This is a genomic window from Streptomyces sp. NPDC001787, from assembly GCF_040297465.1.
Lineage (GTDB): Bacteria > Actinomycetota > Actinomycetes > Streptomycetales > Streptomycetaceae > Streptomyces.
Map to the genome: position 1 here is coordinate 322523 of NZ_JBEOZE010000002.1, position 12360 is coordinate 334882.

Annotated in this window: 11 protein-coding genes; 8 read left to right on the plus strand and 3 right to left on the minus strand. The window is 71.1% G+C overall.

Translation table 11 applies throughout. The annotated features are described in order from the left end of the window. The first annotated feature begins 144 nt into the window (after positions 1-144). Complete coding sequence (locus ABT170_RS04010) at positions 145-1170, plus strand: LacI family DNA-binding transcriptional regulator (protein ID WP_329945865.1); 1026 nt, start codon at positions 145-147, stop codon at positions 1168-1170. 104 nt (positions 1171-1274) lie between these two features. Beyond that, complete coding sequence (locus ABT170_RS04015; RefSeq protein ID WP_443034379.1) at positions 1275-2009, plus strand: DJ-1/PfpI family protein; 735 nt, start codon at positions 1275-1277, stop codon at positions 2007-2009. A 273-nt stretch (positions 2010-2282) separates the two neighbouring features. On the opposite strand, the gene ABT170_RS04020 is transcribed toward ABT170_RS04015, so the two are convergent. Further along, the gene (locus tag ABT170_RS04020) at positions 2283-2903 is read right to left on the minus strand and encodes a YceI family protein (protein WP_351863905.1); all 621 of its coding nucleotides are present in this window, start codon (positions 2901-2903) and stop codon (positions 2283-2285) included. A 366-nt stretch (positions 2904-3269) separates the two neighbouring features. Between ABT170_RS04020 and ABT170_RS04025 the strand changes: the two genes are divergently transcribed. Beyond that, positions 3270-3803: a hypothetical protein gene (locus tag ABT170_RS04025; RefSeq protein WP_329945862.1), complete on the plus strand. Its 534-nt coding sequence runs from the start codon at positions 3270-3272 to the stop codon at positions 3801-3803. A gap of 82 nt (positions 3804-3885) precedes the next feature. Here ABT170_RS04025 and ABT170_RS04030 read toward each other — a convergent pair whose 3' ends face one another. After that, entirely contained in the window at positions 3886-4545 is a 660-nt protein-coding gene (locus tag ABT170_RS04030; protein ID WP_329945860.1) for a peptidoglycan-binding domain-containing protein, read from the minus strand. A gap of 250 nt (positions 4546-4795) precedes the next feature. Between ABT170_RS04030 and ABT170_RS04035 the strand changes: the two genes are divergently transcribed. The 5 genes from ABT170_RS04035 (at position 4796) to ABT170_RS04055 (ending at position 11342) form a co-directional block, all read left to right on the plus strand. Then, positions 4796-5941: a DUF4185 domain-containing protein gene (locus tag ABT170_RS04035; RefSeq protein ID WP_351863910.1), complete on the plus strand. Its 1146-nt coding sequence runs from the start codon at positions 4796-4798 to the stop codon at positions 5939-5941. A gap of 445 nt (positions 5942-6386) precedes the next feature. After that, positions 6387-8117: a hypothetical protein gene (locus ABT170_RS04040; RefSeq protein ID WP_351863913.1), complete on the plus strand. Its 1731-nt coding sequence runs from the start codon at positions 6387-6389 to the stop codon at positions 8115-8117. 54 nt (positions 8118-8171) lie between these two features. Further along, the gene (locus ABT170_RS04045) at positions 8172-8975 is read left to right on the plus strand and encodes a hypothetical protein (protein WP_329945857.1); all 804 of its coding nucleotides are present in this window, start codon (positions 8172-8174) and stop codon (positions 8973-8975) included. Further along, positions 8956-10290 carry a radical SAM/SPASM domain-containing protein gene (locus tag ABT170_RS04050; RefSeq protein ID WP_351863916.1) on the plus strand — a complete coding sequence of 445 codons (1335 nt, stop codon included), beginning with the start codon at positions 8956-8958 and terminating at the stop codon, positions 10288-10290. Before ABT170_RS04045 ends, ABT170_RS04050 begins: the two co-directional genes overlap by 20 nt. A 2-nt stretch (positions 10291-10292) precedes the next feature. Continuing rightward, positions 10293-11342, plus strand: coding sequence for an NAD(P)/FAD-dependent oxidoreductase (locus ABT170_RS04055; RefSeq protein ID WP_329946061.1), 1050 nt, complete (start codon positions 10293-10295; stop codon positions 11340-11342). Between the two features lie 92 nt (positions 11343-11434). Here ABT170_RS04055 and ABT170_RS04060 read toward each other — a convergent pair whose 3' ends face one another. Next, positions 11435-12328: a siderophore-interacting protein gene (locus ABT170_RS04060; protein ID WP_329945855.1), complete on the minus strand. Its 894-nt coding sequence runs from the start codon at positions 12326-12328 to the stop codon at positions 11435-11437. Between the last annotated feature and the right edge of the window lie 32 nt (positions 12329-12360).

The window sequence follows — 12360 nt, forward strand, 5'->3', positions numbered from 1 at the left end:
CGCGCGGAACCGCTGCGCCGAAGCATCTGCGCAAGCGGTTGCTCATCGCGGCACAGACTGTTCCGGGCCCATGCTGGTGTCAAGAGTTAAAGCGGTAAATCCCTTGGGTGGGCAAGCAGTTGCGCAGCTCGGTAGGCTGGGGCCATGTCGGAACGGAACAGGGTCACCCTGAGCGATGTCGCGGCGGTCGCCGGGGTGTCGCTCTCCACGGCGTCGCGGGCGCTGAACGGCGGCGGGCGGATCTCGGGGGCGACCCGGGCGCGCATCGCGGAGGCCGCCCTCCGCCTGGACTTCCGCCCCAACGCGCTGGCGCAGTCGTTCGCGCTCGGACGCAGCCGGACGATCGGCATCCTCGCGCACAACGCGCGAGGTGCGTTCACCGAGCCGGTACTGGTCGGCGCGGTCGCCCATCTGGGGAGCCGCGAACAGGCGTGCCTGCTCTACGACATGGGGCGCGACCCGGACGTGATGGCCGAGAGCGTCCGCAGGCTGCAGGCCCGCCGGGTGGACGGGCTGCTGGTCCTGGGTGACGGCCTGCACGCCCGACTGCGTTCCCTCACCGGCGAGTTCTCCGTCCCGGTGGTGTACGCGCACGGTCTCACCGACCGCCCGGACGACGCCTGCTACGTACCGGACAGCGAGATGGCCGGGCGGCTGGCCGGTGAGCACCTGCTGACCCTCGGCAGGCGGCACATCGCCCACATCACCGGCGGGGAGCACGACACCGCGGCGACGGGCCGGGAGCGGGGCCTGCTGGCCGTGCTGGCCGAAGCGGGGCTGTCCGCCGCCGCCGACACGCTCCGGGGCGACTGGAGCCGCGCCTCGGGCGCGGCGGTCTGCCGCCGGCTGCTCGCGTCCGGAGTCCGGTTCGACGCCGTGTTCTGCGGCAACGACCAGATCGCACTGGGCGTGGAGTCCGTCCTGCTGGAGTCCGGCAGGCGTGTCCCGGACGATGTCGCGCTGGTCGGGGTGGACAACTGGGAGACGGTGATCAGCGGCCAGGGCACCCGCCATCTGACGACCGTCGACACCGGCCTGGCGGGCCTCGGCGCGGCGGCGGGCGCACAGGTGGCGGAGGGCCGTGACGACCCCGGCGTACACGCCCACCCGTGCACTCTGGTGGTCGGCGCGACGACGTCCGACGGCCCCGCCCCGCCGCCCCCCGTGTGATCGCCGCCCGCGGAAACCCCGGACCGGACGGGAACTCCGACGGCACGGAGCCCGACCACTGGAGCAGAGCGTCCCGGGACCGAACAGGAGACCGTATGAAACCCATGAACCGACGCGATGTGCTCCGTACCTCCACCGCGCTGGGCGCCACCGGCGTGCTGGCGGGCATCGCGAGCCCGGCGACAGCGGCGGTGGGGGAGCGGAGCGCGACGGGGAAACCGGCACGTTCCTTCCGGGTCCAGGTCGTCATGTACGAAGGGGTGGAGGAACTCGACTTCGCCGCACCGTACGAGGTCTTCTCCGCCGCGAGGTTCTTCACCTCGCGGCCGGTGACGGTCGACTACGTCAGGGCCGCCGGACCGGCCGGTGTCACCGCCGCCTACGGCACGCGCCTGCGCGACATCGGCCCCTGGGAGCCGGAGAAGGCCGATGTGCTGGTCGTACCCGGCGGCGGCTACGCCCGGCGGGACAGCCCCGGGGTGTGGGCCGAGATCAACAGGGGCACCCTGCCGCGCGCCCTGGCGGCGGCGGTACGCCCCGGCCTCACCATCGGCGCGCTGTGCACGGGGGTCATGCTCTGCTCGGCCGCCGGGCTGACCCGTGGGCGCCCCTGCACCACCCATCAGCGCGCCCGTGCGGACCTGGAACAGCAGGGCGGTGTGCTGAAGAACGCCCGCGTCGTCGACGACGGCGACCTGGTGACCGCGGGCGGCATCACCTCGGGACTGGAGCTCGCGCTGTGGATCGTCCGCCGTGAACTGGGCCCGGACGCCGCGACCGGCATCGAGAGCATGCTGGAGTACGAGGCGCGGGGCACGGTCTGGTCGTCCGCACGCTGAAGGCCGTACCGCCCGCCGGGGATGACGGGGCAGCACCCGGGCCGCCGAATCGCGAGGTCCGGGCGGGGCGGGTGATCCGCCGGCCGTTCGCACGGGGAGCGGCCCGGCCGTTCGCACGGGGAGTGGCCCGGTGGTCCGCCGTCGCGCGCACCGGGAGGCGGCCGGTGGTCCGCCGGCCCGCGCACCGGCCCCGCACGCCGAGCGCCCGCCTCCCTCCCCGTGCGGGGAAGGAAAGGCGGGCGCGCTCGTTCCGGGCGTGGCGCCCGGGGAGGATCAGGCCTGCGCTGCGGCGGCCTTGATCGCGGAGATGTCGAAGTTCAGCTTGACCTTGTCGCTGACCATCACGCCGCCGGTCTCCAGCGCCGCGTTCCAGGTCAGGCCCCAGTCGGAGCGCAGGATGTCCGCGCTGCCCTCGAAGCCGACGCGCTCGTTGCCGTAGACGTCGGTGGCGGAGCCGTTGAACTCCAGGTCGATGGCGAGGGGACGCGTGACGTCCTTGATGGTGAGGTCGCCGGTGACGCGGTACTTGTCGCCGCCGAGCTGCTCCGCCCGCGTGGAGCGGAACGTCATGAGCGGGTACTTCTCGGCGTCGAAGAAGTCGCCGCTGACCAGGTGGCCGTCACGGTCCGCGATGCCGGTGTCGACGCTGGCGATCCTGACGTCGATGGAGGCCGCCGAGTTGGCCGGGTCGGCCCCGTCCAGCTTCAGGGACCCCTCGTGCTCACCGAAGGAGCCGCGCACATTGGTGACCATGGCGTGACGCACGGTGAAGCCGATGCTGCTGTGGGCCGGGTCGATCGCGTAGTCGCCGGTCAGGGCGGCGAGCGCGGGGTCCACCGCGGGGGTCTCGGTGGCGGTCGGGGTGGCAGTGGACTTGCGGTTGAACAGAGCCATGGCTCCTCCTCGGGGGACGTTTCGAGCGGCGGGGTACGGGTGTCGTCGGTGTTGTTTAACCTTCAACGAGATTCACTGTAGAGCAATCTAGTTCAATGTTCAACATCGAGGGTTCGTGCGACCTTCGGCCGGCCTCCGGGCGCACCCCGCGTGACCGCAGGTGGCCGCCGGTCGCCGTCCGGGTGTCTCGCGGCCGAGGGCCTCCCGGGCCGTGCGCCGGGCCGGGTGTCGCGATGTTCACCGCATGGCAACATGCCGACCTCTGGCGGACGCGCGTAGAACTCGGGCAGTATCTCCCTGCCCGGTGTGTGCGTTCCGCGCGCCCGGACATCCCACAAATTGTCATGAGCAGGAGGAATCCCCCCCATGGTGCCCCAGGCGACCCGCCCGAGACTCCGCTCCGCCCTCACCGCCCTGGCCCTTGTCCTCGGCGCGCTCTTCGCCCCCGGTATCGGCGCGCTCGGCAGCGGCGCCACCCAGGCGCACGCCGTCACCAAGCTCACCCACTCGCAGGCGACCTCCCGGTTCAGCTCGTCCGGGGTCACCTGGTCGTCGTCGGGCGGCTGCTCCGACCGGAACGTGCCCACGTGCACGTCCTTCGACCAGCTGAACCTGGCCACCGCCCAGGGCGCCCAGACCCTCAAGAGCGCCACGGGCTGTGCGCTCAACATCACCGGTGGCACCGAGACCGGGCACGCCGGCGGCACGTACTCCCACTGGAACGGCTACAAGCTCGACTTCGCCAAGAGCACCTGCGTCACCAACTACGTCAAGGGTGTCTTCACCTACATAGGCGTGCGGGGTGACGGTGCGCCCCAGTACCAGTCCGGTTCCGGCAACATCTACGCGGACGAGGGCAACCACTGGGACGTGACGTTCTACAACTGCGGCGGCTGCTGACCGGGCCTCCCGCGAACGTACGGGTGCCCCCGTCCCGCCGGACGGGGGCACCCGCGTGTGTGGAGGCGCCGGGGCCTCGCCGTCAGTAGATGGGGTCGACCGAGGGGCCTTCCTGTGCGAGCAGGTCGCGGGCGAACTGCTCCCACTGCGCGTACCGGTCGGGATAGGCGGAACGCTGCACCGCCTGGCACACCTCGCCGGGCGCCATGGATTCCCAGCCGGCGATCTGGATCAACCCGGGGTTGTTGCCGAACGGGGCCACCCCGTAGAAGGACTTGGACGAGGTGGCGACATCCGTGATCTGCTCCGGAGTGCCCCAGCCCATACTGGGCCGCTGCTGGAAGATGCCCAGTGAGTCATGGTCCACGGGGACCGTGTAGTTGACGAACTTCGACTCCTGCATCGCCGTCATCAGGGCGATGACCTGACCCTGCTCCGGTATCTGCGCGCCTTTCCCGACGCCGATGACGGTCCGGGCGTTGGCCAGTTCCTCCGGCCCGAGATCGGACGGCGCGGCGAAGACCGTGCGCAATTCGCTGTCCGGGGCGGCGTCGAGCAGTCGTGCGGTGGCGGCGTCCACGGAACCGGTGGGGCGGAGTCCGTGGTTCGCCTGGAAGGCGCGCAGGCCATGGGGCTGGGGGTCGTGGGTGGACGCGGCGTGGGCGGTGGCCGGAAGGGCGAGCAGAATTCCGGCAGCGGCCAGGCTTGCGAACATGCGGTGGGGGGTTCTGTTCTTTCGCATACAGCACGGTGTCGCGCACGGTAATGCAAAGTCAAGGTCGTTGCGGAAAAGGCGAGTTGGGCTTTCGGAAGAGACCCCGTGCGGCTGTGGTTCTTTCAGCGGTCGGACCAATGGCGGAGAATTCGCGCCGGTCAACACCACCTGTCGCGCGCGGACTTCGCGCCCTACGATCCGGAAGGTGCGGCGGCGCAGCCGAATCGGCGGCCGTATCGCATCACCCGCAGCGAGCCCCTCCCCACAGGAGCTGTCCATGCAGCAATCCCCCCGACCGCAGGGCCCTCATGCGCAGGGTTCCGATCCGCAGGACCTGCATCCGCAGGGCTCCCGCTCCCTGAGCCGCCGTTCCCTTCTGAGGGCCGGTACGGGCGCCGCCCTCGCCGCGGCGGGCATCGCCGCGGGCACCGCGCCGGCGGACGCCACCGGGCGCGGCGCGAGACTGATCACCGGTGCCAAGATCCGCAACCTCACCGGTCCCGCGGAGACCGGCCGTTTCGCGGCCCCCTGGACCGACCTGGGCATTCCCGCCCGCTGCCCCGACGGCACCATGCTCCTCGTCGGTGGCGACACCTTCGACGGCGGCGGCGTCGGGGGCCCCGACTGGCGGGCCCCGGTGGGCCTGCGCGCCCGCAACCCCTCCCTCGGCTCGCTCGTCATCGACGACAGCGTCGGAGGCGCCCACGCCGAGAGCCTGGTTCCCGAAGGACACGACGGCGGCACCACCGCCATTCCCTCCGACGTGTTCACCATCGGGGACACGATGTACATGCACCTGATGCGCGGGGTGATCTACCAGACGCACCACTCCGACTTCTGGCGCTCCCGGGACAGCGGGGAAACCTGGGAATACCTCTGCCAATGGCCGGGCGACCAGTACAACGGGCAGTTCCAGCAGAAGACATACGCGGTGGCGGACGACGGGTACTGCTACGTCCTGTCCACCGTATTCAATCGCGATGTGACATCGGACCTGCTGCTCCACCGGGTTCCGCAGGACGCCCTGGGAAATCCCGCCGCCTATGAACCCTGGGGCTACGCCAATGGCGCCTGGGCCTGGGGGAACCATCCGACCTCGGTCTCCGGACCGCGCCGCTGGGGCGAGATCTGTTTCCGGGCCATGGACGGGAAATACGCCCTCACCTGGCTCAACATGGACCCGCTCGACATGCGCGCGCAGATCTTCCCGCTGCCGACGTCCAACCTGTTCGCCACACCGGAACAGACGATCATCGTGCCCACCGTGCCCGGACTGGAATTCGGCAACGCGGTGGCGAGCCCGTACGGCGGGTTCATCATCCCGGGCTCGACCTTCGGCGACTTCCACATCGCGGTCAGCCAGTGGTACGACGACCAGAACTACCGGGTGATGCAGTACCGCATCACCGGGCTGGGCGTGTAGGAGGCCGTCCCGTCATCCCCGGCGGGAGCGCGACGACGGCTGACGGCGCCCCATGCCGAGCCACCCCGCCGCTCTCGCCGAGGCCGCCCACCGCTCTCGCCGAGGCGGGCGGGGAGTCCGCAGACGGCCCCGATCAGCCGGCGCGCCCCACTGACCACCGGCCGCGAGCGTTCCCCCGCCGGTTTGCGGAACCACACGATTGGCAGGTCATCGCCGGGTGCGCAGGGGGAAGTCCTGGACAAAGGAGGTGACCAGGACAGCCGTAGAGCCATGGGACCAGACACTTCCCGCTGTCCGTGAATACGGCCTTCGTGTTGAGGGCAGCCGACGCAGGAGATGAGGACCCATGAATTCCCCTCGCCGGGTAGGTCGGGACGAGACACTGGGCGCACGGCAGAGCACTGAGGGAACAACGGCTGCGGACGACGCCGAAGAGCTCCGGCCAGTGCGCGACACCGAGAGCCGACCGGTGCCCGACGGCCCGCTGGACGGCAGCGCCATCACGGAACTGCGGATCCTCCCGCCACTGGCCATCGGCCGCTTCGGTTCGTCCGGCGAGCCGATGGACAACTACCACGCCGTGGTCCGCGAACCGACCGGATATCGGGAACTGCGGCCCGCGCCGACCTTGCACGTCGACCCCGACAGCGGAGCGATCACCGAGGAGACACAGCCGGCCGAAGTCCGATTCCGGGACGGCGCGGGCCGGATCCGTCCGGTGGCGCCCTTCCTGGAACTGTGGGCCCGCTTCGGCACCGGCGACCTGGAACCCCTCACCACCGCAGGCCTCGAAGCCGTCGGCCTGACCCCCGCCGACCTCCGCTGGCGGGTCGTGGTGGCCAACCTCAAGGCCGCGCGGCGCACAGGGGACGTCAAGGACGGGATCCACGCCGACACCGGGCCGTTCAACGACCACGCCGAGCATCCGCTCGCCGGTCGCGCCGACAATTTCAAAGCGGGCAAGTCGATTTCGCTCGGCACGGTCCGCTTCATCAGGCCGACGGGCGAGTTCCCCGAGATCCGGATGCGTTTCGTGCCCAGCCGGGGCGCGGTGTTCGGGGTACGGCCGGGTGATCCGCAAGTCAGCGACGACGTGTACGACCCCGCCGTGGGGCGCTGGGACGACCACTTCGACGGCGACCCGGCCGCGCCACTGGTGACCTTCCCGGCCCAGACCTACGAGGGCACGCTCGACCAACAGGGGCAGCGCTACATCTCCAAGGGCTACGTCGACGACGCCTGCGACGGAATCGTCGGCGTCGAGGTCACCGTCGGCGGCCGGGTGCTCGGCGCGTCGGCCCGGATCTGCTCCGGAGTGCCCGACTTCGCGCCGGACAGTTTCCACGTCCGCACGCTGCAGGACGACCTCCTACAGGCGCTGTTCGGGCCCACCGTCTCCGGTGAGCTGGACCGGGACGAAGTGGAGGACACCCTGCGCCGAGCCCTGGAGACGGTGCGCCTGATGAACACGATGGCCATGAACGCGGACCAGGGGATCGGCGGCGTCGCGACGAACGCCACCAACCAGGCGCGCCACGAGACCGCCGAGTACGAGCGGGCCTTCGAGCCCGTCTTCGGCCAGGGCGAGGCTCCCTACCACCAGGTCCTGGCGATTCACGAGCAGCTCATGACGAGCTGGCGGAACGGCGTACTGCCCATCCCGCGTGACCTGATCCGTTCCTACGACGAAGCCGGTGATTTCTCGACCATGGCACGCCAGAAGATGCCGGCGCTCATGCGCGGCAGCGACACCCTGGAGCTGGCGCTCACCCGCCGTCAGATCGAGCTCCTGCGTCGCGCCGCCCTGGAGACGCAGGCCACGACCGAGCCCGAGCGCATGATGCTCCTCCTCGTGGAGTTCTTCCGCGCGATGGCTCCCCTCCATGAGCACATTCCCACGGAGTCGGGTCCGTTGTCGGACCTCTTCGTGCACCCCCTGGACCTGCTGGAGCACGTCCGTACGGCGAACGCCCAGGGACCGCTCGCGGGAGCGGAGGCCGGGCAGCGCCTGGTGACCCCGGGCGATGCGGAGGCCTCGGCGTTCGTACGCCTGCTGCGCCGCGAGGACCACCCCATGCACGGACCGTTCAGTCGCACCGTGCCCGGCACCGACAAGACCGGCCTTGAGATCGTCGAGGCCTGGATCGCCGCGATGCCGCCGGACGGGGACGAGTGACGACTGCCGTCACCGCCGCCACCGACACCGTCATCGCAGAGCCCAGGAGTAGCCGTGGAACCTATCGCGCCCCGGAACCTGACCGCCCAGCTCGCCTACCGGGCGCGTGGTAACCCTCCCGGTACGACCCCGGCGTCCTCCGTCGGCAACTTCTACCCCGGCCTCGAACTGGACCTGCGCAATCTGTGGCGCCGTGTCTTCGCCGGAATCCACCTGCACGAGGCGGTCGCCCTGGTCCTGGCCGTCGACGACGACGCGCCCGAAGAGGTGCGGGCGCTCGTCGGCGAGATCCTTCTCGCCGTGGACGGGCATCCGGTCTGGATCGAGGTCGCCGGGCCGCGGTCGCCCGGAGGGGCCAGCGAGAGTCTGGGCAACTGGTCCTTGGAATGGTCGAACGCCCTTGCCGACGTCGCGCAGAAGGCGGGGCAGGAAGTCCGGTGCACCTTCACCAAGGGCGACGACGACCAGCAGGACGTCTCGCTGAGGGTCCGGAAGATCTTCGAGGAGTCCGGGCCCGAGGGCGGGGAGGACGCCCGCACCGCGGTGCTCAGCCGCCAACTCGCCCAGCCCGGTGAGCTGACACAGAGCCTCTGTTCCCCGTGGCAGAACGACTTCATCGGCTGCGGTTGCTACTACTGGGCCGCCAGCCGGCCCGACTACGTCAACGTCGAGGCGGACGAGGCCGAAGGCAGCCGAGGCCACAACTGGCTCCAGCGCGATCGGACACCCACCACGCCCAAGGTCTACACGCTTCGTCAGTCGGACCTGCTCCAGCACGAGGACATCATCGCCGGTTGGGAGGACAAGCTGAGCTTCGTCCTTGAGGGAAAGGACGACCATGACCGCGACGGTGACTGAGCCCCGGGTCCGCGGCTATCACTTGTTCGACGGAGGGAACGGCCCGCACATCCTCGTCTCCGCGGGTTCGCTCGTCTACGCGATTCCGCCGGAGGCCCGGGAGCTCTTCGAGGACGCGGCCGAGGCGCGGGACGAGGCCGCCGCGAGCGCCCTGCTCGCCCGGTTCGGCCTGGACGTCCCCGTAGCGCTCGACGAGGTCCCCGGCGAGGTCCCCCTGCGCTCCATCTCCCTCGCCATCGCGCAGACCTGCAACTTGGGCTGCACCTACTGCTACGCGGAGCAGGGCGACTTCGGCGGTGCCGCCAAGCTGATGTCCGAGCAGGTCGCCCACGCGACGGTCGACCGCCTGGTGGACGACGCGGCGGCCGGGGAGCGGATCACCATCGCGTTCCTCGGCGGCGAGCCGCTCGCCAATCGCCGTGTACTGCGGTCCGCCACCGAGCACGCCGCCGTGCGCGCCGCGGAGCGCGGAGTCCGCGTCGGATACTCGATCACGACGAACGGAACACTGGTCAGGCCCGACGACGCCGAATTCTTCGCACGGCACGGATTCGCCGTCACCGTCAGCCTCGACGGCGTGGGCGCCGTCCACGACCGGCTGCGCCCCGCAAGGAACGGACGGCCCACCTACGAACGGGTGCTCAGGCGTCTGGAGCCGCTGCTGAACGACCGACGGGGAACCATGAATGTCTCCGCCCGCGTCACCGTGACACCGCGGAACCTCTCCCTCCCGGAGACGCTGGAGGAATTCATCTCCCTGGGGTTCGACAGTGTCGGGTTCTCGCCGATGCTCAGCTCGCCCACCGGCGCCGACGAGATGGCCGGGTCCGACCTGAACATCATGCTCGAACAGATGACCGCCTGCGCCGAGCGCTTCGAGGAGCGGGTCGAGAAGGGCATCGCCTATCCGTTCCTCAACGCCGTCAACGCGCTGCGGGAGATCCACCGGGGTACCCACCGTCCGTACCCGTGCGGTGCCGGGGCGGGATATCTGGGCGCGTCCGCCGACGGCGAGCTGTTCGCCTGCCACCGTTTCGTCGGGGACGACGAGCGCAGGATGGGCGACGTCCTCACCGGGGTGGATCCGGCGCGGCAGCTGAAATGGCTGGACGACCGGCATGTGCACCGGCAGCAGCCGTGCTCCGACTGCTGGGCGCGGTACCTGTGCGGCGGGGGGTGCCATCACGAGGTCATCGGGCGTGGCCGCCCGGCCTGTGACTACATCCGGGGCTGGCTCCACCATTGCCTGTGCATGTACGCGCGGCTGACGGAGAAGCGGCCGGACTACCTCGACGTGATCGGCCCCGGCCGGTGACGATGTCCGTCCGGGCGGACGTCTGCGTGATCGGCGGCGGGCCCGCGGGCTCGACCGCCGCCCGCCGGCTCGCCCTGCTGGGGCACTCCGTCCACCTGGTGGAACGTGCGGTGTTCCCCCGCCGCCGGCTCGGCGACTGTCTGGCGCCGGGGATCTCCCAGGTCCTGGGCGCCCTGGGCCATCTCGCCCCCTCCGGCGTGCGCCCCGCGGAGCTGCTCGCGCGGTGGGCGGGCGCCGAGCACCGCGCACCGACGTTCGTCGCCGACCGCGGCGTCTTCGACGCGTTCCTGCTGGACGCGGCGCGGACGGCCGGAGTGCGGGTGTCGCAGCCCGCCCTCGCCCGCCGCCCGCGCCGGCACGACGACGGCTGGCGCATCGAGGTGCGGCAGGCCGGCCGACGCTTCGACCTGGACTGCCGGTTCCTCGTCGACGCCGGCGGACGGACGGGTCTGCTGCGCCAGAACCGCCGCCGCGCGGGGGCGCGTACCACCGCTCTCTACGGATACTGGCGACCGGGGGTGCGGGAGGGCCCCGGCGTCCGTGTCGAGGCGGGCCATGACGCGTGGCTCTGCGCCGCGCTGCTGCCGGACGACACGATCAACGCGATGGTCTTCGTCGAGCGCGCCCGGTGTGCCGCGCTGGACAGGGACGCACGGCGGCGGCTCTACCGTTCGACGCTGTCCGCCTCGGACCTGGTCGGTCCCTGGCTGGGCGAACAGATCACCCGAACGTTCGCCTGCGACGCCACGAGCTCCCTCGCCGAGGGCACCGTCGGCCGTGACTGGATCAAGATCGGTGAGGCGGCGCTGACCCTCGACCCACTGTCCGCGCAAGGCGTTCAGACCGCGATGACCACCGCCATGCAAGGCAGCACGGCCGCCCACAGCATCCTCCGCCGGCCCGGTACCGCCGCCACCGTCGCCGCCTTCTACCAGGCGCACCTGCTGCGCCTGGCCCGGCATCACGACGGGCTGGCCGCTGAGCACTACAAGCGTCAGTGCCAGGTACAGGAACGGCAGTTCTGGATCCCACGGGCCATCGCACCGTCCTGAGAACCCGTCCCCCCCGGCTCGGGGACGTGCGTGATTCTCCGCCCGGCCCGGAACGGCGCACTGTCAGCCGGGCGTGCGGGGGCCGCCCCGGCTCACAGACCGAGGGTGCTGAGGCGGGCCTCGTACTGGATGGTGAGGTCCTCGGGCTCGTCGGCCGGGTTGTCCCACATGCTGTCCAGCTCGGCACGGACGGCGGCGGGCAGTGCTTCGTAGCGTTCGGTCCAGGAGTCGCCGTCCGGCATCCAGTAGCCGACGACCTTGAAGCGGTCGGCGGGAAGCTTCAGGTCCTTGCGCAGGTAGCGGCGTACGGCGCGCAGGGCGTCCGTCTGCCCCGCGACCCACACATAGCCGCCGGCCAGGTCCGTGCCGGGCGGGATCGCCGCGGCGACCAGTTCGGCCAGGCGGCTGGGGCCGTGGCCGTTGCCGCCGTAGGTCCAGGTCGCCCGGACGCCGGGCCCGTCGGTGAGACGCTGCACGCAGGAGGCGTCGGGCACTTCGAGGACGGCCCGGGTCGTGACGTGGTCCGGGGCGTCCTCGACGATGCGGCCGACGGCGGGCAGCCCGCTCAGATCGGAGATCAGGACCTGCCAGGCCAGGTCGGCCGGGGGACTGTAGAGGCCGGTGGGGGAGTTGAGACCGATCACGTCGCCGGGCGCGGCGGCGGCGGCCCAGCCCGATGCCGTGCCGTGACCGTGCAGCACGAAGTCGATGTCGATCTCACCGGCCTCCGGGCGGACGGCCCGGACGGTGTACGTCCGTACGGGCGCCTCGGGCCGCCCTTCGGGGGTCTGCCAGCCGCCGTTCTCCGTGGAGTCGGGCAGGGAGACGTCCCCACGGTCGGGACCGTGGGGGAAGAACAGCCGGACGTACTCGTCGCCGACACCCGTGGACGTGAAGGCGGCGAGACCCTCGCCGTGGAACGTGACGCGGGCCATGGACGGGGTGAGCTGCCGGACGCGGGCCACCACGGCGCGGTGAATGGTCATGGGTGCTGCTCCTTCGTGTGCGGGGTCGGGTC